We start from the raw sequence: 22,787 nt of genomic DNA on the forward strand, positions 1-22,787 counted from the left end.
TCAGGAGGGGCGCGCCAGCAGCTGCGCCTCGATGCTCTCAAGCATCGCCTCCAGCTCTTCGGGCTCGCAGCTTTTGAGCAGCGCACGCACGTTGGGACCGATGCTGGCCAGGCCATGGTTGAACGCATAGCCTGATATCAGCAGCACATGGCGCTGTTGGTCCTGAGCGAGCCACTGCCTTGCCAGATCCGTACCGGACATGCCCGGCAAACTCACATCCGTCACCAAGACATCAAAGCGCCCTTGGTTGCCGAGGTCCAGCGCCGCTTCTGCGCTCTCGGCGCCAACAATCTGGCGATGCGGTGCGTCCATCACCGCCATAAAGCCCTCGCGGATGTCCTCGTCATCCTCGACGTACAGATATGCAATCATTTATGAAGAATATGAAGGAGATACACTCGGCGCCCGCAGCGCTGGAGAGGCCTTGTTGATTATTGGCGCTCCTGTGCCTATATGCGTGTGGGACAGAAGCGATACCCATGCCCTGGTGTTGTGAGTTGAACGTTCAAAGCACTGGTGACCTGGACAAAGGTCGGTGAGGAACGCCCCTGCATCACGGGAGCTGATGGAATGCAAAGCGCCGGCCCCTGCCCTGCCCGCGCCAGACGACGGCGAACTCGGCCAGCCATGGGCCGCAACGGCATTCAGGCAACGCGAATATCTCAACGAAAAAGCCTCAGAGCATTGCTACTCTGAGGCTTGACGTTTTGGTGCGGCTGGCAGGAATCGAACCCACGACCCCTTGGTTCGTAGCCAAGTACTCTATCCAGCTGAGCTACAGCCGCTAATTTTCGATGCCTATGGCGGAGAGGGAGGGATTCGAACCCTCGGTACGTTTGCACGTACGCCTGATTTCGAGTCAGGTACATTCGACCACTCTGCCACCTCTCCGCAGCGCCGAAGCTGCAATTGTAGCAGGCAATTTGAGGGTGTCGGGAAGAATTGCAGATTTCTGAAAAAAGGATGGCGGGGTGATCGCCATTGCTTCACCGAAACTGAGGCCAAACTTAAAGGAAGGCATGGCTTGGCTGAAAAAGGGCCTGGCGGACGCCCGGCCGTCAACGGTGCCCGCACCATTGCGTTGTGCAGACATGCGGTGGGTGGTGCAGCGACTGGTATGCACAGTGCCCCTTGGAACCACCGCCGCCCTTCAGGAGAGCACCATGTTCCATGCCGTTGACCGCCTCGACCCCGTTCATTCATCCGTGTTGCCGCCGCGTTTGCTGGCCGCAGGCTTCCGGACGGGGCTGGTGGCGCTGGCCGCAGCACTGGCCTTGGCGGGATGCAACGATGATGGCGATGCCCACAAGGCTGCTAGTGCCTCTGCCGAGAACGCTGCTGCCAACCCAGCGCCGGCCGCGCAGCCCGCCGAGGTGCAAGCTGCCTACACGCCGCCATCGGCAGACATCCTCTACCAGATGGTGGCCCCCATCGCGCTGTACCCGGACAAGCTGGTCGCGCAAATCCTGGCAGGCTCCACCTATCCCGATCAGGTCAGCGCGGCGGAAGCCTGGCTGGCACAGAACCCCGGCCTCAAGGCGGGTGCGCTGAGCAATGCAGCCCATACCCAGCCTTGGGATCCATCGATCAAATCGCTCACGCTTTTTCCTAACGTGCTGGGGCAAATGGCATCGAACCTGCCCTGGACGACCGCGCTCGGCATGCGCCTCAATGGCCCATCTTGCGGTTGCGGCCCACGCCCAAAGCCAACATCACGGCACTCAACAATCCCAGACCCAACGCGCCCAGGCCGGGGACCGGAGTAGCAGTTGCTACCGGCACGGTAGTGGGATTGATGGGCACCGCAGCACTTGCAGGAGTGCTTCTGCCATCCACCAAATTCGCAATAACCGTGCAACTGTATGACGAACCATTTGTCAGGCCCGTGATCACCAATGGCAGATTGCTAACTGGGTTCACGATGGCATTCGCTGGATCCGGGGTGCATGAAACTGTATAGTCCTTTACATCACTGGGCTGCACATTTGGTGGCAGGCTAGCCACGCCCACAGTGCCTTCCTGGTCGCCAGACGTGCTGTTGGCAACCGGTGGCGCAAGCGGACTCGCAACTGGCGTGGCAGAAGCGGGGTCGCTGGTGCTTGTACTCAAGTCGGGGCCACCATTTGGATCTTTCACGGTCACCACTACTGTGCATGTGTACTCAGATCCGTTCACTGCGGGCAAAGGACCGGTGGGAATCGTTGTGACCGTATACGGCGTGCTGCCACCTAGTTGAGGATTGCAGGTGAACGAATAGCCCGTCACCACTGATGTGTCGGGAATCGAAGCTGGCAAGGTAGCATTCAATGTGACTGTGCCGTCACCGGCCTGCACCACAGCGATGGCTTTGTCCATAACCGGCATGATCGTAACGCTGCCGTCCGCGCCTGGCGCTGCCACTGGAGGGACCGCCATACCATTGGAAGTCAATGAGGGGCTACTGGAACCCGCCGCGCCGCCCGCAATGGCAAAACTCACAGGGGTCATGCCCGGCGAGTGGCAAGACCCACCAGTTTCGCCATTGTGAGCGCCATCAATGGGCGCTCCTGCTCCGTCCCAACCGCGAGCTCCACCGTTGCCAGCCGGGCTGGGTTGATTGAAGTAACCGCCGCCGCCGCCGCCACCACCGCCGCCGCCGCGTTCATTCCCTGAATCAGCGCCCGGCACGCCCGGTTGCCCCTGAAGCGGGGCGAAACAGTCGTTCGTGGATGCGGCCGCCGTTGGCTGGAACAGGTAGTTCGTGTACGCGTCGCGTGCCCAACTTCCTCCTCCGCCGCCGCCGCCGCCGCCGGCGCGAGCGAACATTGTACCGTCATAACCCAAATAGCTCGCACCCCCACCGCCACCGCCACCGCCGCTACCGCTGTTGACATCAGATGGTTTGGATATTGGCGCAGCGCCGCCGTCTCCACCATTTCCAGTACCTATGCCGCCAACTCCGCCCGCACTTCCGAATCCGTGGGTATAGGAGACGCCACTGGCTCCGCCGAGGCCGAAGTCATAAACAGCAGTTTTCCCTGGCTGAACGGGCAACTCCACAACAAGTTGTGAGCCACTGGCTCCGACACCACCAGCGCCGTCTTGGTCTGCGCCACCTGCCCCGCCTCCTGCGCCATTCAGCACAATCATCAGTTTGGAGGCTCCTGGAGGAACCGTGTAGGTACTAGGGGCAGCATGTGCCACAGTAACCAAGGTGACTATGGTAGCCGCCAGAAAAACATGACCTAAGCTTGACACATGCATTCTCCAATCTCCTAGTACTCGAACAAAATCTAAACAGACAGTCTATAAACGATAGAGCCCAGGATAAAGCTTTTTTGCTAGACGCAAGCCAATATTGCTGAATAAATACTATTGTTTGCAATTTACCGCAAGCCTGTTGGAGGCCTGGTTCGCCAGTTGTAACCACCGCCCTTGCACGACTGGCGTAAATATAGTCGTCGGCAACTACTCTCGATCTGACACAGGCAACGAGCCTGTATCCTGCTAGATAACTGGCAATGAAGTGGGCTGCGGACGGCAACGTCCGCCCCACCCGCACCCAGACATCAGTGCATGCGAGAGCGAGCCCTCATCAATTGCGATTGAGGCCGAACCTTCTGCTGCCCAGCGCAACCTTCCAATAATTCTCCCGAGCGATCACTTCGCGGCGAGGCATGGTCGTTGGCAGTGTCTCCAAGAGCGTAAACCTGAACTCGTTCTCACGGCCTGGATAGCTATTGAGCAACTCGATCAATTCAGCGTTCCCTCCATGGCCTGTACCAGCGTATGCACACCAACGTTGCCAAATTCCACTCATCCCGTAAGCTGACCCAACGTAGTGCCTCCCGCTGTGCTCATCCGTAATAAGATATACACCGGCAATAGAGCCTAAGCCTTGTTGCCATGTAACCTCCTTCATTGCTAGACGCAACTCTGCCATTACGAGTGACACATCCGAAGCATTTGTAAATGGGACAGCGGGTTCGACACGAACACGGACAGGATAGTCATTGTCCTTTTCAAGAATTCTGCGCCATACGATGTCCCTACCAGTCCATGTAATCTCCAGCTGCATGCGCAGGTCGTCTAACAAATCGAGTTCTTCTAACTCATGATAGTAGCCATCTGTCCGTTCCTCCAATGGCTCCAAACTCTCTTTCAATAACCCTCGGTCAAAAGCCTCCTGCCCCGGCATCACGTCGGTGATTCGCCACAATCCCAACAATACCCCCCGGCCAGGCTGATGCCCATAAAAGCCAATGATGAGGCCGCCTTGCTTGTGCGGCCTTTTTTGCATGGCTTGGTACAAGGTCAAAGCCCGTGTGCCAAGATATTTTTGCAATGGATATTGCCCAGTCTTATGCCTCATCAATGTGACTGACTGAGCGGATGGATCAATCCCTCGTTCTTGGAGTAATCCATATAGTTGAGTCGAAATCATAGTTTTTGTGTCGAGTGATCTACAGGGGAAGCCCCATCCGCTTTGGAATGTTCCCCGCATCTGAGGACAGGAACCCTAACGCAATTTAACGGATGGCAACGGCATTTCGGCGGAATTGGCGTGGCGAGTGATACCGCAAGGCGGCGTTGTTGCATAAATCAAACTGTAGGCTGAGGTAGTCTGGGGGAACGAGCTGCGGTCGGGGTACATACGCACAATGAATTGGAAGACATTCAACGCAGCGTTGAGGGCGCGAGTCGGGCCAACCATCTGCCCGGATCAGGAACTTCGGGCCCAGGTCGTAAGCGATCGCTTGGCAGAATTCAAGGACCCAACAGAAACAATCCACTCGTAGCCCAAGGCCAGCACAGCGACATCCTTCAACCTAGAGTCCGCCTGCGGTAGCACTGTCGCGAGTTAGTCAAGCAGCCAATCACGCCGCTAAGTGGCCAAGCCCGACATAGGCTAGGGCTTTCCGATCTATCCCTACCCATCCCCTTACTCGCTGCAGATTCGACCAAGAGCGCGATACACCGAAACCATCAGGCATATATAATTAATTATTTCAACCAACAAAAGACACCATGGAAATCAGCGAGCAACCAAATCCCCATCAAGAAACTGACGAAGACGAAAAGCATAGAGATGATATTCAAGATTTCGCCGATATTCGATTTCAGAAACTTGAAAAACAGATTTTGGAACGTGGAAGAAATTCTGATAAAACGCCTTTATCCATAGAAGCAGCGAGAGATTTAGCATTAAATCTCCACAGATGGATAGAAGGAACTGTTATTGAAAGAACATTTGACAGCAAGCTAACCAAGAGCTTTATAACGTATCTTTACGGCCAGGATGTAAAACGTGAAACACTGGATCTTCAAAAAAAAGCCGTGCAAGACATAATTAATGCAAGTAAACTTCTTCAAAAGCGCATAAATGCCGCTCTGCAGTTCACAGATTTAGGAAACGCTCTAGAGCAAGCATATCATCAGGTCAAAGAATCAGCAATTGATAATCCGGACGATTTATCCTTTGCAAAAACTAAGTATTTAATGAATAGAACAAAATATCCTAGCTGGTTAATTATGCGAGATGTTGCAACTGCGATAACTGGTGCATGGGAGGAGATCGCAAACAAAGCGAGTGATAATCTCACCAGTAAAAAAGCACCCATGGGTCAGCCTCGAAAGTTGGATCGCGACAGATCATTTCATAAATGGCATAACTTATTGGCTGCCGATCTAAATATACCACGCGATGAATCAACACACTTAGCTTGCACAACCTGGGAAATATATTTCCCAGAGGAACCAATAAATGAGGAGTCCGCGATCAAGATACTAATAAATCAGCGCAAGAAGAGCAAGGAAAGTAGTGCGTCCAATTCTTAGGACTAAGTTCCCTTAACCAAAATTGATGGACGCGGTTCAATACGGTTTCTGATCAACCACAAATCGGAATCGCTATGAACCAACAATCTGTGAGTCGCGGATCAAGCATCAATGCTCTTTCCGCTTCGCCTCCTCTTAAAAACTCGAAGAGCCACGCCGCCCCATGGCAGGGCGGTGCAATCTGGAACCGTCGCCGCAGCTATCAACTCAATGGAGACACGACAAGTCGCCCCATCGACCCGCCTCCACTGCATGAGTCGAATAGGCGCTTGAAGCCTGCACCCCAAGAGGGGCTGAAAGGCTACATGCAACCGTCTCCCATCGATGCTGCCGCTATTCGTCTTGCATCAGTAGATTTCCTTTACGGAACCGTCAGCGATCCCGACTCTGAGATCCGGAGTCACATGCGAGCAATCTTGCAGCCGCTCTTGAGCACCACGCCAAGCGAAGCAGAGCTGTTCGCATTGTGAATGCCGCCTGCCGGCTGCACTTGCAGCCGACTGGTTCCGCACGACTACCGCAAACCTAGTGCTGCGGTATTGAACTCCCAAAGGAAACATGATGACTACTGAACAGATCTCCCTCGCGCTGCTGGCCAACCACATCGCAGCCCAACACCAGACTATTGAACGCATGGACTCGATGCTGCGCGAGCTCATGCATCGCACCGACGTGATCGGCGAGACCATGTGGCAGATGGATCGCCGCCGCAATGCAGTTGCGCAATCCCACCAGATCGCCTCAATCGGACATGCGAAGGGCCGCGGAAATGCTCGCAAGAAGGCGGCAGCGCGCCGCGCTGGCATGCGGGCCTGACCCATCGGAGATTCACCCTCCTCGTAATTTGCAGGACATAGGACGCTGGCCCCAGTTGTTCAAGCCACTGGGGCTCAGCGTGCCCGAGACGATTGATCACATCTAATCAAGAAAGCGAACTATGACTCACCACTCCCTATTCGTTGCCTCTCAGACTGCATCCATACCTACGTACGCGAAGCTACCGCCATAACGGTGCAGTAGCTGTACGTAGCGATCCTTCCCCTGACTCAATCACATTCGCGCATGAGCAGCGGAGGGTTTATCACGCACTTGAGAAAGTATCACATGATCAAAGTTATCAACGACCACTATGTAATTTTCACCTCAAGCTATGACGAGGACCATTCAAGCACTGATGCTCAAGAATTGGAATATGAAACTGAAGATTGGGATTCTCCAGAACAAATTGCGCTGGAATTGCTAGCAGGCGATATCGCGAGGCAAGCAGAAGCCTTGCACCGCTTAGAAAAGAAGCTTGACCATCTCATTGACAACATGGACATGGTAGCCGATCGCGCACTGGGGACTAGGCACATTATTCCGAAGGCAATCACGCTTAAGCACACTGCGGCGAGCGCACCGCCAGTAGTTACGCAGGCAAACGACACGGATCTGAATTGATAGAGCAACATCTCCATCATTACCAGTGAAATAGGACACCTGCACCTAGCAGTTTATGACCATGGACTGGCCAGACAAGGTCAGGTGTCCTGCAATTATCAGGATTCGTTTGGAAAGCTAGTTATGACGAATACACACAACAACATCCGCAAAGATCCGGAAATTGATCGCCTCCAAGCCGCAGCCTTAAAGATCCTTGCCATGCGCCAAGAAGAAGAGGCAAATGAGCGTGCACCCGCTCACAGACCCCCTACCCACCCAGGCGATCGGAGCACGCCCTCAACGGCTGCTGAAATGCTCGACCACACTGAGGCCGAGCCAGGCGAAACCAGGATCACTGCTAACTGCGACATCTCTACCAGCTCCGGAGGAGCGCAGGTCCAAACCGCGCATGTTCATTGGCAGCGCCTTGGCAAAGAGCAAGAGGTTACCCCATTTCCAGTGATCCATATGGCCTACCAGGGGCCGACACATGGCTGGCTGGCAGATGTTGCGGCAGACACCATCCGTATGGAGCCTGAAGTCCTCGCGTCGTCCACTGACAGCCCGGATGACGTAGGTCTCGCCGCCACGCAAGAGCCGCGCCTGCCCGAGCCCACGCTTCCACCTCCGTTCGACGTATCGCGAACGCTGCCAACGCATACCTCTGAAGACTTTGAGCACATGCCGCGTCTCGGATGGCTGGTGCGTGACGTCTTCCACGGCGGGGAGGTCATTATCTTGTGGGGTGAGTCTCAAGCAGGCAAGACTGCATTGCTGCTGGACATGGCAGCTGCGGTAGCCAGCGGCTCTGACTGGGCTGGCCACCCGGTTACCCAGACCCATGTGATCTATGTTGCATTGGAGGGGCAACTGGGGTTGCGCACACGCGTCCAAGCTCTTGAGCATGACCGTGGTGGTGTTCATCAAAAGGGCATTCGCTACATCTTTGATGCCTGCAATGTTGGGAGTACGGCTGACGTCAACGCATTGGCAGTGACGGCCTTGAAGCACCAGGCCAAGTTCATTGTGATTGATACCCTGTCAGCCTCACTTGCCGGGACCGCGGAGGAGAACAGCAACTCAGCAATGGCAGGCATGATCGCTAACATCCAGCGCCTGACGAGGATGACTGGTGCCGCGGTATTGCTCGTTCATCATTCGGGAAATGATCCTCGTCGTGGTGCGCGAGGAGCATATGCTCTGCATGCGAACCCTGATGTGTCTATCGAGGTTGGCCGCAATGGCAACGAGCGCTACTGGCGCCTCGATAAGGGCCGCGACGGCAACCATACGAAGGGCTTGTTTCGGATTGAACCCATCGAATTTCAACCGGCGCATGAGACGGAGCCCCTCAAATCCATCGTCATCCGGCATGTGCAAGACTCCGACGACACGCAGGCGAGCGATGCCATGGTATTCGCAGGCCCCAAGCCCAAGACCCAGGAGCGGACAGATGTAGCACTGCAGGCAATTCGTCAGCATCTGAGCCAACTCGATCTGAATGGCAATGAGCAGCGGAATCCGGGCGAGGCGACCGAGGAGACTATTAGCAAGGTTGTTTCACAAGCGTTCAAGGAGATGCACGATAGCGGGGCAGAGGGCTATGGCAGTAACCATCGCGCAAAGAACGTCCGCGAGGCAATTCAATCCCTCATCTCAACTGGACTGCTACTCCGGGAAGGAGGCAAGGTACGCATGTCGCTGTGACGGCAACTCACTCGTAGGCGGTGGAATGGACTCCATCCAAGAACCTATGAGAGGCAGCCTCGCTCAATTGCTCCCCACTCCCCAGTCCCCCTCCCCTAAAGGGGGAGAGGGGGACGGGGAGCCGGGGGAGTCAAGTGTCAGCCTAGGCAAATGCATCTCTCGCGGATCAGATCTGGAGGCTAGGCATTCTAAGGACCGACCCGGCCTGCAAGATCGAAGCCGAAATGGCGATCAATCAGGCCGCGATAAACCCGAAGTGGTACGGAGAGGTACCAAAGCACAGCACGAGAGGCCTAGCCGCTACCCCCATAGTCCAAACATCTACGATGCTCTACTCGGTAATACCTCCCATAGCCGCATGCCGCAGCGCACGGAGACAATCCATCCGGAATGTCGGAGATCCACATCCCCAACACTATTCCGCTAGGTCAGTAGATGATCAAATACCAGCCATTACCAAAGATTTACTGGAGACACATCATATACACCTTGATAGGTATCGCACACAACAACTCAGATATGACAGAGTTATTGATTTGGAAAGGTACCATGTATGACCTTGACTTCAAAGGATCCTATAGTGAGTACGTCACCGCTATACAATACACAGCGCTTAATCAAAACCCCAGACTTATATACACCTTGCGGGCTACCGCTAGCATCAATCATGAAAATCCCACGCCTGAAGGAGAAAAAGCCATTATCCACATCAACACTTGGATCATCTAGACAAATTTCACTATTTGGCAAGCGACCAAATGTTGTATAACCTTCATTCAATATAAATGAACGATATACACATCCATTATTATCAAAAATAATAATTTCAGGAGACATAGAAAGTGCGCAATAATATTTCGAAAAATGAAATATTGTTAGTGACAAAAAATTTCATCACCAATTATCAAATTCCACCTTAGTCTCAATCGGTAATTCAAGAAGGTGTTAATCTCATTAATTTATCAATCTTACAGCCCCTAAACTAGCAATATCGCGCTTATGCTTGATATCGTAAATATAAATTACATGCAATACATAATCGACTCGAACGTGTTCAAATTTGAAAATTATTACCCCATTAATAACAAGACTAATAGGATCAATTAAATAAATATGAGAATAGGAAGTAGGAGTAAGCAGCAATTTTAAAGATGGCTTTAACAATATCGCGCATAAGGGATGATTCATAGCCTATTATATTCGCAATAAATCCACCTATTAAGTCAAGCAGAAGAACTTAACTGTGAAGCAGGTCTCTTAATCATTAAAAAATTTGTGGCTAATTTCACTCTCGGGAATCTCCGAAAACGTGAAGATAACGAGCGAAATTTGTAGAAATTTTATAGAAAGCGACGTAGATTAAGGATCACCATCAACGCCGTTTGCAATTGTTTGCAATCTCTTGAGAGAAGCCCCCGTGGGTGGGCGATAGACCCCCAGGATCTGGGTGTAAGCGAATGCTATTAAATAGTTGAGAATAATTGGTAGAGACAATATCTTCGTCTGAGAAGCCACGAAATATGCACGGAAGAGATCAAAATAAACTTCTCGACAGAGCACATTTTTGCTTAAGAAGAGCTCTGTATTCAGCACCATTCACAGTCAAGCGATAGTAGATTGAAGTTCTGATCCAGCAGATGAGCAGCCACCCCGGTCCAAACAGGCAGCTTACTCGAACCTCCTACCGCCCGATATCTCGCCCGCTCTCCACCCCTAAAAAGGGTGGGCGGGGGCATCGTGTGGGGTCTACCACGATAGCGCGCAAGCACCCCGGGATGCGAACCAGCTGCAGGACGCGACTCATAGCTAGGACGCATGCGCCAGTGCAGACCTGGAGTTCAAGCGAGCGAGCCATCAAACTGCGATCGTCCCGAAGTTGCACGGAGAGGTACCGAAGCGCTGCACAGAAAAACTAGCCGCTACCCCCATAGTCCTAGCACATAAGAAAATTGCCTAGGTATCACGTCGCATGCGGTAGCACTACAGCGATCGGCCAGCATCGGCAAGCCAATCCCACATCCCGGAGAAGCAACTCCAATCCCATGCCCAATACCCGCGCCCCGCCCGACAGCCCCCTACGGGGGCGTCGTGGCGGGCGGGGCGCAGGGGTATCGAGCGCAGAACCATGATGGTCTCGGCAATGACAGGCACTCAAATACAGCCCAACGGCGCGTGCATGGGATCCATCGACCCTCGATAGTGCCGAAGTGGCACAGAGTGGCACCGAAGCGCTGCACAGAAAAACTAGCCGCTCCTCCCATAGTCCGAGCGCCCATGAAACTCAACGAAGCGCCACCTCGTATACAGAGACGAATGCCTCCATAAGGCCGAGCAGCGAACGAACAATCAAGAAAATTCATCTCATAGCAGCTGCTGAATGGCACCAAAAGATAATGGTCACTCAGCTCCTGCTATCCGCTGCACAGCCTGATCTACAAGAAGACCAGGAGAAATCGAGAGGCCTTCTGCCAACTTCAAAATCACCCATAGGGTTGGCTGATTCTCCCCACGCTCAATTCTGCCGACATGGGCACGCTCTAAATTGGATCGAAGCGCCAGATCTTCCTGGGAAACACCCAGAGCCACCCGTGTCTCACGCACCACTTGACCAAATGCCGCAGCCGACACTGGCTCGAAGCTCTTCGAGCCAAATGGTCGTCCTTTACTGATCTTGCCAACACCTGTCATAGGCGCAGAGGATCAGTTGTTGCGTTATAAAAAGCGACGCATAATTATGCGCAGAACCCAACCAATCGGTATGGATGTCTATGAGACTTGATTGCGAAGCAACCGATGTACAACCTCTACCACGCAGACCAAAACGACCAATGGCGCTTCACCCTGGGCACATCAGGCAAACGTCCATTGATCGCTATCGGCCTCAACCCGAGCACAGCAACACAAGAGAAATCTGACCCCACCGTAGCCAGGGTGCAGAAGGTCGCCGCGCTCAATGGATACGATGGATTCGTGATGCTCAACCTCTACCCCGAGCGAGCCACGGACTGGAGCGCTCTGCCCACCCGAGCTGATGCCCAAGCCTATGCGCGCAATCTCGATGAGATGGAAAAATTGATCGCGCAGTACGAGACCCCAACGCTATGGGCCGCGTGGGGTGAGACTGTGGTGCAGCGCTCGTACTTCCTGCGAGCCCGCGACGAGCTGTATGCGCGGGTCGCAAAGCTCTCACCCCAATGGCGCATGTTCGGCGAGCCCACCGCCAGCGGCCATCCAAGACACCCCAGCCGCCTCAACTACGACTGGAAGTTCCAACCCTACACGCTGGACTAGGCCCCTACACCGCAGTCTCGGCCTCGCACTGCAGCCACTTGAAGCGGTTGCATGCCTCGCATGGCTCTAGATCAATCCACTCGTCTCTCGCAAGAAAACTCGCGCAGTGTCATCGTCCGCATAGGGCTCGGCACGCCCGCGGCTACCCCCTTCCGACCTCTGCCAACGCTGCTGAAAATTTTGTCCATCTACCCATCACAGCACACGAGAAGGACAAGAAGGTCATGCCCATTGAGATTGCAAACACCCTATCCGGAGGTGGTACCTATGGCCGCTAAGGAACTAGGAGCCCAGCAGATTGCCAATATCTGGCGGCGCGGATCGACACATGTCGGAGGCGTGCGCGGCCTGGTGCTGAACGTCACGATGTACGGATCGCGTAGCTGGCTGCTGCGCTACCAGGTGGGCGGCCGCCGCCGCGACCTGGGTCTGGGGTCCTATCCCTCGGTCACCCTCGCGCAAGCCAGGGACCTGGCACGTGAAGCTCGCCTCAAACTGGCACGCGGTATCGATCCAGTAGCCGACGCACAGCGCCTGCGTACCCAACTGGCCCAGGAGATGCAGCGAGCCATCACGTTCGCAGACGCTGCTACCAAGTACATCGACGCGCATGAAAAAGGCTGGAAGAACGTCAAGCATGTCGCGCAGTGGCGTTCATCCCTGGCTACCTACGCCAATCCCGTGCTGGGCAAGGTGCCAGTGGCAGCAGTAGATGTAGAGATGGTGCTGCGGGTGATCGAGCCCATGTGGACCACCAAGACGGAAACAGCCAATCGCGTGCGGGGCCGGATCGAATCGGTACTGGACTGGGCAGTGGCCCGCGGCTATCGCAAGGATGCCAACCCGGCGCGCTGGAAGGGACTTCTGGACAAGCTACTACCGGCACCAGCAAAGGTCACCAAGACCGTGCACCACCGTGCCATGCCCTATGCCGATCTACCGGCGTTCATGGTGCAGCTGCGAAGCCAAGAAGGCAATGGAGCGCTGGCGTTGCAGTTCCTGATCCTGACGGCAACCCGGTCAGGAGAAGTACGGGGAGCAAGGTGGGAGGAAATCGATATTGCCAACCGCGTATGGACGATCCCAGCCGAGCGGATGAAAGCCCATAAGGAGCACCGAGTACCCCTGTCGGATGCAGCAATTGAGATCCTCAAGAACCAACGCGAGGTCGTACCTGCATCGTGCCTCTATGTGTTCCCAGGCTACCGGGCAAGTGCCGATCCAGAGACGGGAGCGCCGCTATCGAACATGACGCTAACTGCAGTCCTCCGCCGCCTGAATGTGGACGCCGTGCCGCATGGATTCCGCTCTACGTTCCGCGACTGGTGTGCCGAGAAAACGCAGTACGCCAATGAGGTCGCGGAGATGGCCCTCGCACACACCGTCGCGAGCAAGGTGGAAGCCGCGTATCGACGCGGAGACATGCTGGAAAAGCGCCACGCACTCATGCAGGACTGGGGCAGCTACGCCATGACCGACGGTCATACCCGCGGGCAACCTGCGGCAATAAAGCCTGCCGCCGCGACTGACAACTCAAACCCAAAAATCAACCAATCCAATTAACCAATTAGGAGTTACATCATGGACCAACAACCACTCAGCAAGCTCGCAAGGTTCAAGGCATGGCATACACGAACCTGGAGCGCAGGATGGATCGGAAAAGCTAAGATCATCGTACTGTGGTACATGGTCATCATGCTCTGCGCAGCCATCTTGCTAGGCGAGAAAAGAATGCCTACGGATGGAACGCTCGTATCCTCAGATACGGAGGTGGTGACGCGCCAGGTATTGACCACGTCCAATGGAGCCAGAGCTATTGCACAGCGGACACTGCACGACGTGTATGACCTCGCTCAGCAAAAGCCACAGCTGCAATCGGTGCGCATGGAGTTCGTCATGTCTAGCGCAGGGGTAAAAGACCAGTACGGCAATCCCATCAAAGAGGATAAGCCTATGGGTAAGTTCGAATGGAGCGCGGGTGAACTGGCTGAAGCGCGCAAATACAGGGCCTTCCACCTGTGGGCTGATGACCGGACTATTACGCTATACGGAGCAATGCTCAAACAGATGCCAAGCGGACACCTGCTGCGGGACTATTGACAGGGGTATGGGCATGACTATCCAAAATATAGCGAGAAGTGCCTTCCTGGCCCTCCCGTGTGCCGCCGCGATACTAGCCATGGGAGAGGTCGTGGCTGCATCCTCAGATTGCTACGCGATCAAAGATGGAGACAAACGGGCGTACTGCCTGGCGGTGGTCAAAAGGGACTATGGGTACTGCCATCGCATCAAGAATGGCGACAAGCGCAATCAGTGCATGGCAGAGGTCAAGGGGATGCGCAGTAACTGCTACGCGATCAAATCGCAAGACAATCGCTCAACCTGCAAGTCCCACATAGAAAATGTTAATTAATTAAAAATACAACTGGCGATATCAAGTAGGTGAGCAAAAAACCTATAATTAGGAAAAGGCGCTTCAGATTAATTTTACTTCACCGTCAGATAAACCATGATACACAAGCTATTAACTAGAGAACAAATTGAGAAAGGATATATTCGATTCTTAGAAAAAAATCCATTAGCCTTAATGAAAGTTAATAATCGAAGTCAGCAGATTGAAATTATTCTAGGCAAAAAACTATCGAATATCCAATACATCGAAACCGCCAATATCCTGGTCGAATATGCCGAAACGATTGGAATTGATAGCTTCGAGTATCTCCTACTATACGCGGTGGAAAGTGTTGAGGAGCGTCAAAAAATCATTCTATTGCGCGATGAATTGACGAAGCACGACTATAGCGTAAATAAATATACTGGTAATGCATAGACTTTCACAAGTACGTGAGCAGATGACAGGAGTGATTGAGTGAATGTCGGCTGCCCTCGTATCGAAACCAAATGCATATAACCTATGAAGAATCAAGCACTAACTCCATTGATGGACGCTACGACACCTCACCAGCAATACATTACTGAGCAAAACGAATTGCAAACGAAGGTCATCGACCAGTTCGAGCAGGATGCAGTCAGTTATGATCGAAGGGTCAGAAATGATCACAAAGATCAGCACACACTCCAGATTGATAGGACTAATTGTGGCAAACCTTACAGACAGCTTGAACGAACTGATGACTCTCGAAGGCGCAACTTGCGCAGCAATCGTCGACTACACCAGCGGGATGACCCTGGCCAGCGCTGGCTCAGGCATCGACATGGAACTGGCCGCAGCTGGCAACACCGAAGTCATGCGCGCCAAGGTCAAAACAATGAAGTCGCTCGGCCTCAATGAACAGATTGACGATATCTTGATTACATTGGGCAAGCAGTATCACGTCCTGCGCCCCTCACACAAGGTCGATGGCGTGTTCATTTACTACGTACTCGATAAGAGCCGCGCTAACCTCGCACTGGCTCGCCGCAAAATTAGCGATGTCGAATCGACTATGACCATGTAATCGTAAAGAATGCAGGATAAGCCGAAAGATAGACGGCACCCAAAACATCGGGTGCTATATTAAATACAGCGATATCCGGATATGCTATAAGCAAGGACGCTGCAAATACTCCCAGTGATACTCCCATATGCCCAGGATCACAGTAGGTAACCTGGAAGGTAGAAATGCAAAACGGGCCACATGGGCCCGTATTTCATAAATTCTTAACTAGGAGGGAGGGATTCGAACCCTCGGTACGTTTGCACGTACGCCTGATTTCGAGTCAGGTACATTCGACCACTCTGCCACCTCTCCGCAGCGCCGAAGCTTCAATTGTAGCAGGCAATTTGAGGGTCTCGGGAAGAAACGCAGATTTCTTGGAAATTGTGATGTGCAGGAGGGTGGTGATTGAGCGGGGTGAGCACCTCGCCTGCTACGGACGGACCAACCTGGAACAGCGGGCAAGGGGGGCCATGGCGGCTGGTGACGGGCAAGCACTGCGAAGATGCTCTCCGGTGCCTGCGTCTCTGTAGCTACTACCCTGGCTAGACCAGGGATGGGTGAGTTGAAGGGGTGGAGCTGACGAGTACCGCCTGGGGCAACGAGCAGTCTCCACCCTCAACAGGTCAGCGCATTCTGGAGCGGCGCAAGCCCATCGCGGTGAAGCCAGCCACGACCAAGGACAGCAGTGCAAGTGCCCATTGGCTGAGCGAAGGCACTGGTGTGGGGGTTGCAGTCGGGGTATTCTGCTTGACGAGCGTGTTTGTGATGACCAGAGTCAAGTTGCCTCCCAATGGCACAGGCCCAGTCGCTGCGGGCAGCGTGGCAGCTCCCCACCCATAACCACTTGGCGCAGCAGGCAACGCACCCTCTGCTACCGAGCAGGAGCTGCCAGCAGTAACCGTGATCGGATCGGCTGCGCCTGCATTGTTCACGACGGCGATGCTGCCTTGCTGGCTGAGGTCGGGCGAGACACAGGTGAGTGTGAACGGAATGCTGCCACTAAATGCTGGAGCACCCTCTGGGCCCACGACCGTCTTGGACACCTGTACCGTGCCCGTATTAGCCTGGGATTGCAGGTACCAGTTGTTACCGATCTTCTGGAGAGAATAGAGAAACTGACCGGCTATCAGTGACCCACCGGGCAAGGCAAACGTACCCGAAGAGCTTCCGTCAACCTGCACAACCAGGATGCCATCGCCGGTAGTAAGCGCGCCCGTTCCACCCAGATTATTAACCTGCAAAATGGTTGTACCCGTCGTGCCTCCCGAGACGTGCAGAACATCCGAAGCAGAGCTGCTGTCTCCCAGCACGGTGTCCAAAGCCAAGCTGCCACCACCAGTGTAGTTACCTGTGACCGTCAAGGTCTCTCCTGCCTGGCCATTGGTCAGAACCAACTGGCCTTGATTGCTTAAATCACTGCTAACGGTAAAGGCCGTTTCTTGCACACGTAAGCTACTGCCTGCGTCCACCACAAGGCCCATAGCCTCGCCCGCCACAGAGCCACCGCCGGCAACCAAAGTGCTGCCAGTCAAGGATAGGTCACTATTGCCTGTTAAACTGATACGTTCCCAGTTAAGAAATTTGGAGCCGGGCTGCGAACCATTGATACCTACCAAGGTCAGGCGATCTATGTATCCATCCGCAAGGGAGACATCATCTCCTCCATCAACTAGCGTTATCTGACTGATATCCGTGCCGTTGATCGTGAGGCTGTCGGAGCCGTCACCCAGAACGACGTTGCCGCTGACAACCGCGCCACTGGCCAAAGTGACGCTGGTATTGCCATTGCCCGGGCCATCAAAAATCGCTCGGCCTGAGGTAGCAGTCAGCTGACCTGCAAGGATGTTGATACTGTTGGCCGCAGCCGTAGAGTTCACTGCGATCGCGTCACCAGTAGTGGCAACTACATTGCCTCCATGCACTTCAACCGTGTTACCCGCAGCGGCTACAGCTTGGATCCCATTGGCACCCTGTACCGTCACCGGCTGCGTACCAATGGTGATAAGGCTCGTTCCTGCTGCTGGATTAGCCGATGTAGGCGAACTATTGCCCAGCGCAACTTGCCCTCCACTGGCAATGATTGAAGTACCGGTTCCACTAATGATTGATGCTGGTATTGGCATATCGATAGTCCCAGCAGAAATATTGATGCCCGTGCCTGCAGTGCTATTGACGCTGGCGGATGACCCTAGCACCTGAATCAACCCAGCACTGTTCGAAATGCCAGTGGCAGAGGTATAAAGCGTAAGCCCATTGTTGAACAGATTAGTTCCAACGGTGCCACTTGAGCCGCTGTTACGAATTCCATCCACCGGCGCTGGGGTTGTGGTTGAGGCATCCGCACCAATGCGCATGTTGCCTGTGACATCTATTACGCCACCGACGTTCTGTACTACAGCCCCACCAGCGCCCAGTGAGCGCATCACTACGAGATTTCCATCCACCTGCAACTTGGATTGTTGGCTGGCAGCATTTGCACCGCCATAGATGTATACGCCTCGGCTATTGGCTCCACGGGATGTGACATTCAAGTTACCTAGCGCATGAACTAACGCAGCAGCCGGTTGCGCACCGATGCCTCCAATATTCATCCCTCCTGAGCTCAGGGTGTAGGTACCGGAGTTGCTGGTGGTCGTGATGCTGGTGCCGGCCTGTAGATTCAGTACTGAACCATCCTGATATGCACCTGCCACATTATTGCCAGTGTAGGCTGTGAGACCGGCACTACACGTGCTGCCTGCGGAGGCCGTTAGAGCAGGATTGCCTGACGCTGCATCAGAGCAGGCGGCCCAAGAGTAGGCTGTACAAGAGAGGGATAGAACAGCCAGAGCGATGGCGTTACGAACAGGATGAGTGAGTGACTGGCTCATTAGAAATCCTTGCGGTAGTACGTATTGTTACTATGCCATAGCATCCTCGATATTTATCAAATATTTCAACAAGATAACAATCATTGAACCTCTGAAGCCTCCACGTACACCAGTGCTTCACCCATCTACTCGTCCATCGTCGCCAGTACCGCACTGGGAGAAACGATCTCAGGTGACATTGCCTCTATTTCACCTAATGCGTTAAGGTCTACATAACCCAGCTACGTCTAAATGATCACGCAGCGGATAAGGCTAGGCAGTGATAGCGATTGATAATCTTTCGCATTCATATACTCGCCCGCTTAAGTGGATGTCGAAATAGAATGCAGCACATCCACCTATACTATGGGCATATCTTCTAGCAGCCTTTTTCAATTGATCACCGGAGATGTTTCACATGAGCATTAAAAATTCGCAACAACGATATAGCTAGTGGGTTATATTTGTGCACTGGCTAACCGTAATTCTCATCGTTGCAGTGTATGCGAGCATGGAACTGCATGGACTATTTCCCAAAGGAAATATTGCACGAGATGTCATGAAGTCATTGCACTTTCTTTTGGGCCTGAGCGTTTTAGCGGTGGTTTTTATAAGAATTCTTGTTCGCAGTCAATCTGGGGTAGGGCCTGATATTGTGCCACCACCGTCTAAATGGCAAACCAGGCTTGCGAGTGCGATGCATTACGCTTTTTACTTATTTATGTTTGCTATGCCACTACTGGGATGGCTCACTTTGAGCGCGTCAGGAAAGCCGATCGTCCTCTTTGGCTTATCTATACCTAGCGTAATCAACCCAGATATCCAACTATCTCGTCAGTTGAAAGATGTACACGAGACGGTTGGCAACCTAGGTTATTACCTTATTGCCGGGCATGCAGCAGCAGCTCTTTTTCATCATTATATAATGCGAGATAACACTCTCACTCGCATGCTTCCAGCGAATCGCGCATAAGCTAGTAAATAGAATTACACAACCCTATATTTGACTATGAGCAAGCTTTTCTATCGCACCCATCTTGAGGCTCATCGCACTGAACATATTGGCTGGCTCCGCGCTGCCGTATTAGGAGCAAATGATGGCATTATTTCTACTGCCAGTCTGATCGCCGGAGTAACTGCAGCCAGTGCGAGTCATGCCAGCATCATCACCACGGCGATTGCGGCTCTAGTTGCAGGTGCTATGTCCATGGCTGCAGGTGAGTTCGTATCTGTTTATTCTCAGGCTGATACAGAAAAAGCAGATCTTTCACGAGAGTCGGAAGAACTATTAAACAATCCAGAAGCAGAGCACAAGGAGCTCACAGCAATTTACATTCAACGCGGTCTTGATCATCAGCTTGCCACACAACTAATGGCTCACGATGCATTGGGCGCTCATGCACGAGATGAATTAGGCATATCCGAGACCTTGAATGCTCGTCCAGTGCAAGCGGCGTTGGCATCAGCGGCAAGTTTTGCCGCAGGCGCGATAATGCCTTTAGTAGTGGTGCTGCTCGCACCTCAAAGCAGCCTGCTTTATTGGATTGTCGCGACAGCCATAATTTTCTTAGCAATGCTCGGAGCTGCGGCTGCCTCTGTGGGAAACACGCCAGTCCTCAAGAGCGCTATCCGGGTATCGTTCTGGGGCACCTTCGCTATGGCCATGACAACCGGGGTAGGGGCAATGTTCAGCACCATTGTATAGAGCAACGACAACCGTACTGCAGCTAGGCACCCACAGTGAGCAATCTGCCAATTTGAAGTTCACAAAGTAGCCATCCTCGCCGCTAAGAAGCAGCATCCGGCATGGGTGAGCCGCAATCGGTCCAATGCTACCTATCGCCCTACCTACCTCAGATTGGCAGTCGCTTGCATTGCGGTGACAAAGCTCGCCCATGAAGCACGCAATCTCTATCAGAATACGCAATGAGCTAGCCGCGCCGCGGCAAATTTGGAGATGTAGATGGACAAACTAGAGGCGCAAGAATATCAAGCACTAACGAAGTCTTCGCAGACGCAGGGATGACCTTAACCATAAACAGTGGCCCCCCAACCGAAAACGAGCTCGCCATGCTCTCTTCCATCGTTCGTGGAATAGAAAACGCACCGAGTAGAGACTACAGCAAATTGGGCTGCTGCCGGAATCATGGACACTGACCTCAGCTTCTTGAGCTTTCTCGAACTCTATCGGACTGACATAGCCGAGCGTGGAATGACGACGCGTCGGGTTGTAGAACCGCTCGATGTAGTCGAACACGTCAGCACGAGCCTGCTCCCTGGAGCGATACACTTTCTTGGCCGTGCGCTCGGTCTTCAATGAACTGAAGAAGCTTTCCATTGCCGAGTTGCCCCAGACCTCGCCCGCGCGGCTCATGCTGCAGGTAATGCCTTGCTCCTTGAGCAATTCCTGGAAGTGCTCGCTGGTGTATTGGCTGCCCTAGTTGTGAAGGTTCAATAGGTTGTATCCGGTGTTCATCCGGGTTGGATTTGAGAGACTGGAAGTCGCCAAACACCCAACCCACTCAGGACAGCCAACCGGATGAACACTCATAAGCATGCCCGACTTACCTTTGCCCGGAGACTGGAGATGGTCAAACAGATGACCTTGCAAGGCCTGGATGCCTCTCAGGCCGGAGCCCTTCAAGGCGTCACCGCACAGACCGCTCGCAAGTGGCTGGGCCGCTACCTCTGGGGCGGCGAAGCAGCCCTGGCCGATGCTTCCTCCAGGCCCATTTGCTCTCCCAAAGCCATCTGCGAGTCCAAGGCCTTACTCATTGTTGAGCTACGCAAACGCCGCATGCTGCAGTCGCGCATTGCCAGCTACGCAGGCGTCTCGGCGTCCACCGTGAGCCGGGTATTGGCCCGTGCGGGCCTGTCTCGACTCAGCGATCTGCAGCCGTCCGAGCCCGTGGTTCGCTATGAGCACGATGCGCCTGGAGACATGCTGCACATCGATACCAAGAAGCTCGGGCGCATCGTTCGGCCCAGCCACCGCGTCACAGGCAATCGGCGCGATTCGGTCGATGGTGCGGGATGGGAGACACTGTTCGTGGCCATTGACGACCACGCACGCATTGCCTTTACCGCTATGCATCCGGACGAGAAAACGCCGCAAGCCGTCGCCTTTCTGCGCAACGCCGTGGCGTACTACGCGGGGCTTGGAGTGAGCATCAAACGCCTGCTGACCGACAACGGTGCGGCATTCCGCTCAAGGGAGTTCGCTGCGGCCTGCAACGCCTTGGGCGTGCAGCACAAGTTCACCAGGCCGTACCGGCCACAGACCAACGGCAAGGCCGAGCGATTCATCCAATCGGCGCTGCGCGAGTGGGCCTATGGTTGGACATACCAGAATTCAGCTGAGCGAACACAAGCCTTACATCGCTGGCAGCATTACTACAACTGGCACAGGCCTCACAGCGGCATTGGTCGAATTACCCCGATGGCCAGGCTCAAATCTGCAAACAACCTCTTGACAGTTCACACCTAGTCCGAGTGATGCAGCAACGCCACCGGCTTGCCCTGGCGCCACATGGCCATCATCAACGCATCGGCCACGAGTTGCGAGGTCATGCTGTCCTGCATCGACCAGCCAACGATGCGACGCTAGTACAGGTCCAGCGCCGCAGCGGCATATAGCCAGCCCTCGGCCGTCCAGATGTAGGTGAAGTCGGCCACCCATTTCTGGTTGGGTGCATCGGCCTGGAACTGACGGTCCAACACGTTGTCGGCGATGGCGCTGCGTTGGTCTCGGTCCTGCGGCAAGCCTCGACGTCGTGGCTTCGCGCGCAGGGGCTGTTCTCGCATGAGCCGTTCAATGCGATGCAATCCGCATTGTTGACCCAGTGCCAGCACGTCATGCCACACGCGCCGCGCGACATAGATGCGGTCGCTGCCCAGAAAGCTTTGGCGCACCTGGCTGCCGAGCACCTCACCGGCCGGACTGCGTTGGCTGCTGGGTCTCATGATCCCTTGCCCGGGGAATGCATGCTGCGGGTCGACCGTCGCATCGCGTATCCACTTGCGCATCACGTTCTCGTGCACATCAAGGTCGCGTGCTGCCTGCGCCACCGCCACGCCTCGCTCCTTAACCAGCTTGACTGCTTCAAGCTTGGACTCTCAGCTGAACTGCCTTCTCGCTCCCATAAACCACCTCAGGTTTCATCTTCCACCTTGACAAAGTGTCTTTGAAACCAGCGGCAGCCCACATCATGCGATTTCGTAACCCAGCCAGCGGACAAATTGAAGAATTCGGGGAAGCCAC

At 54.1% G+C, this 22,787-nt stretch carries 21 protein-coding genes, 3 tRNA genes and 2 pseudogenes; 14 read left to right on the forward strand and 12 right to left on the reverse strand.

Going from position 1 to position 22,787, the window contains the following annotated elements:
• The 4 genes from F0Q04_RS20055 to F0Q04_RS20070 all read right to left on the reverse strand — a co-directional run bounded on the left by F0Q04_RS20055 (position 1) and on the right by F0Q04_RS20070 (position 1,093).
• Positions 1–372 (reverse strand): response regulator, encoded by a 372-nt coding sequence (locus F0Q04_RS20055; protein WP_182343134.1) that lies wholly within the window; start codon positions 370–372, stop codon positions 1–3.
• Positions 373–708: 336 nt separating this feature from the next.
• A tRNA-Arg gene (locus tag F0Q04_RS20060) sits at positions 709–785 on the reverse strand.
• Between the two features lie 16 nt (positions 786–801).
• A tRNA-Ser gene (locus F0Q04_RS20065) sits at positions 802–891 on the reverse strand.
• A complete protein-coding gene (locus F0Q04_RS20070; RefSeq protein WP_182343136.1) occupies positions 860–1,093 on the reverse strand; it encodes a hypothetical protein in 234 nt (77 codons plus the stop codon). Before F0Q04_RS20070 ends, F0Q04_RS20065 begins: the two co-directional genes overlap by 32 nt.
• Positions 1,094–1,163: 70 nt before the next feature.
• Between F0Q04_RS20070 and F0Q04_RS20075 the strand changes: the two genes are divergently transcribed.
• A complete protein-coding gene (locus F0Q04_RS20075; RefSeq protein WP_182343138.1) occupies positions 1,164–1,766 on the forward strand; it encodes a DUF3300 domain-containing protein in 603 nt (200 codons plus the stop codon).
• On the opposite strand, the gene F0Q04_RS20080 is transcribed toward F0Q04_RS20075, so the two are convergent.
• Positions 1,669–3,129 (reverse strand): hypothetical protein, encoded by a 1,461-nt coding sequence (locus tag F0Q04_RS20080; protein WP_182343140.1) that lies wholly within the window; start codon positions 3,127–3,129, stop codon positions 1,669–1,671. The genes F0Q04_RS20075 and F0Q04_RS20080 overlap by 98 nt on opposite strands.
• Before the next feature lie 445 nt (positions 3,130–3,574).
• Positions 3,575–4,423 (reverse strand): GIY-YIG nuclease family protein, encoded by an 849-nt coding sequence (locus tag F0Q04_RS20085; RefSeq protein ID WP_182343142.1) that lies wholly within the window; start codon positions 4,421–4,423, stop codon positions 3,575–3,577.
• Between the two features lie 584 nt (positions 4,424–5,007).
• Here F0Q04_RS20085 and F0Q04_RS20090 point away from each other — a divergent pair.
• The 5 genes from F0Q04_RS20090 to F0Q04_RS20110 all read left to right on the forward strand — a co-directional run bounded on the left by F0Q04_RS20090 (position 5,008) and on the right by F0Q04_RS20110 (position 8,946).
• Entirely contained in the window at positions 5,008–5,817 is an 810-nt protein-coding gene (locus F0Q04_RS20090; RefSeq protein WP_182343144.1) for a hypothetical protein, read from the forward strand.
• A 74-nt stretch (positions 5,818–5,891) separates the two neighbouring features.
• A complete protein-coding gene (locus F0Q04_RS20095; protein WP_182343146.1) occupies positions 5,892–6,287 on the forward strand; it encodes a hypothetical protein in 396 nt (131 codons plus the stop codon).
• A 91-nt stretch (positions 6,288–6,378) separates the two neighbouring features.
• The gene (locus F0Q04_RS20100; protein ID WP_182343148.1) at positions 6,379–6,633 is read left to right on the forward strand and encodes a hypothetical protein; all 255 of its coding nucleotides are present in this window, start codon (positions 6,379–6,381) and stop codon (positions 6,631–6,633) included.
• Positions 6,634–6,921: 288 nt separating this feature from the next.
• A complete protein-coding gene (locus tag F0Q04_RS20105) occupies positions 6,922–7,257 on the forward strand; it encodes a hypothetical protein (RefSeq protein ID WP_182343150.1) in 336 nt (111 codons plus the stop codon).
• A 123-nt stretch (positions 7,258–7,380) separates the two neighbouring features.
• Complete coding sequence (locus F0Q04_RS20110; RefSeq protein WP_182343151.1) at positions 7,381–8,946, forward strand: AAA family ATPase; 1,566 nt, start codon at positions 7,381–7,383, stop codon at positions 8,944–8,946.
• 528 nt (positions 8,947–9,474) lie between these two features.
• Here F0Q04_RS20110 and F0Q04_RS20115 read toward each other — a convergent pair.
• The gene (locus F0Q04_RS20115) at positions 9,475–9,783 is read right to left on the reverse strand and encodes an FHA domain-containing protein (RefSeq protein ID WP_182343153.1); all 309 of its coding nucleotides are present in this window, start codon (positions 9,781–9,783) and stop codon (positions 9,475–9,477) included.
• A gap of 1,560 nt (positions 9,784–11,343) precedes the next feature.
• Complete coding sequence (locus tag F0Q04_RS20120; protein ID WP_182343155.1) at positions 11,344–11,634, reverse strand: helix-turn-helix domain-containing protein; 291 nt, start codon at positions 11,632–11,634, stop codon at positions 11,344–11,346.
• Positions 11,635–11,721: 87 nt separating this feature from the next.
• Between F0Q04_RS20120 and F0Q04_RS20125 the strand changes: the two genes are divergently transcribed.
• From F0Q04_RS20125 to F0Q04_RS20145, 5 genes are all read left to right on the forward strand, one after another.
• Positions 11,722–12,237 (forward strand): DUF1643 domain-containing protein, encoded by a 516-nt coding sequence (locus F0Q04_RS20125; RefSeq protein WP_182343157.1) that lies wholly within the window; start codon positions 11,722–11,724, stop codon positions 12,235–12,237.
• Between the two features lie 267 nt (positions 12,238–12,504).
• Entirely contained in the window at positions 12,505–13,800 is a 1,296-nt protein-coding gene (locus F0Q04_RS20130) for a tyrosine-type recombinase/integrase (RefSeq protein ID WP_182343159.1), read from the forward strand.
• Positions 13,801–13,818: 18 nt separating this feature from the next.
• Positions 13,819–14,337, forward strand: a complete 519-nt coding sequence (locus F0Q04_RS20135; RefSeq protein ID WP_182343161.1) for a hypothetical protein — start codon at positions 13,819–13,821, stop codon at positions 14,335–14,337.
• Positions 14,338–14,746: 409 nt separating this feature from the next.
• Positions 14,747–15,067, forward strand: a complete 321-nt coding sequence (locus F0Q04_RS20140) for a hypothetical protein (protein ID WP_182343163.1) — start codon at positions 14,747–14,749, stop codon at positions 15,065–15,067.
• A 268-nt stretch (positions 15,068–15,335) separates the two neighbouring features.
• Complete coding sequence (locus tag F0Q04_RS20145; protein WP_182345822.1) at positions 15,336–15,695, forward strand: hypothetical protein; 360 nt, start codon at positions 15,336–15,338, stop codon at positions 15,693–15,695.
• 209 nt (positions 15,696–15,904) lie between these two features.
• On the opposite strand, the gene F0Q04_RS20150 is transcribed toward F0Q04_RS20145, so the two are convergent.
• Positions 15,905–15,989, reverse strand: a tRNA-Ser gene (locus tag F0Q04_RS20150).
• Positions 15,990–16,300: 311 nt separating this feature from the next.
• Positions 16,301–18,547 carry an IPTL-CTERM sorting domain-containing protein gene (locus F0Q04_RS20155; RefSeq protein ID WP_182343165.1) on the reverse strand — a complete coding sequence of 749 codons (2,247 nt, stop codon included), beginning with the start codon at positions 18,545–18,547 and terminating at the stop codon, positions 16,301–16,303.
• A 445-nt stretch (positions 18,548–18,992) separates the two neighbouring features.
• Here F0Q04_RS20155 and F0Q04_RS20160 point away from each other — a divergent pair, with 445 nt between their 5' ends.
• On the forward strand, positions 18,993–19,499 hold the full coding sequence (locus tag F0Q04_RS20160; RefSeq protein ID WP_332839213.1) for a cytochrome b: 507 nt from the start codon (positions 18,993–18,995) through the stop codon (positions 19,497–19,499).
• A gap of 36 nt (positions 19,500–19,535) precedes the next feature.
• A complete protein-coding gene (locus F0Q04_RS20165; RefSeq protein WP_182343167.1) occupies positions 19,536–20,231 on the forward strand; it encodes a VIT1/CCC1 transporter family protein in 696 nt (231 codons plus the stop codon).
• A gap of 468 nt (positions 20,232–20,699) precedes the next feature.
• Here F0Q04_RS20165 and F0Q04_RS20170 read toward each other — a convergent pair.
• Positions 20,700–20,963 (reverse strand): annotated as a pseudogene (locus F0Q04_RS20170) (IS3 family transposase); the annotation flags it as partial.
• Between the two features lie 102 nt (positions 20,964–21,065).
• Here F0Q04_RS20170 and F0Q04_RS20175 point away from each other — a divergent pair.
• Complete coding sequence (locus F0Q04_RS20175; protein WP_182342099.1) at positions 21,066–22,013, forward strand: IS481 family transposase; 948 nt, start codon at positions 21,066–21,068, stop codon at positions 22,011–22,013.
• On the opposite strand, the pseudogene F0Q04_RS20180 reads toward F0Q04_RS20175, so the two are convergent.
• Positions 22,013–22,618 (reverse strand): annotated as a pseudogene (locus F0Q04_RS20180) (IS3 family transposase); the annotation flags it as partial. The gene F0Q04_RS20175 and the pseudogene F0Q04_RS20180 overlap by 1 nt on opposite strands.
• Positions 22,619–22,787: the final 169 nt, after the last annotated feature.

Origin of the sequence: Comamonas koreensis, assembly GCF_014076495.1 — a bacterium.
GTDB lineage: Bacteria > Pseudomonadota > Gammaproteobacteria > Burkholderiales > Burkholderiaceae_C > Comamonas > Comamonas squillarum.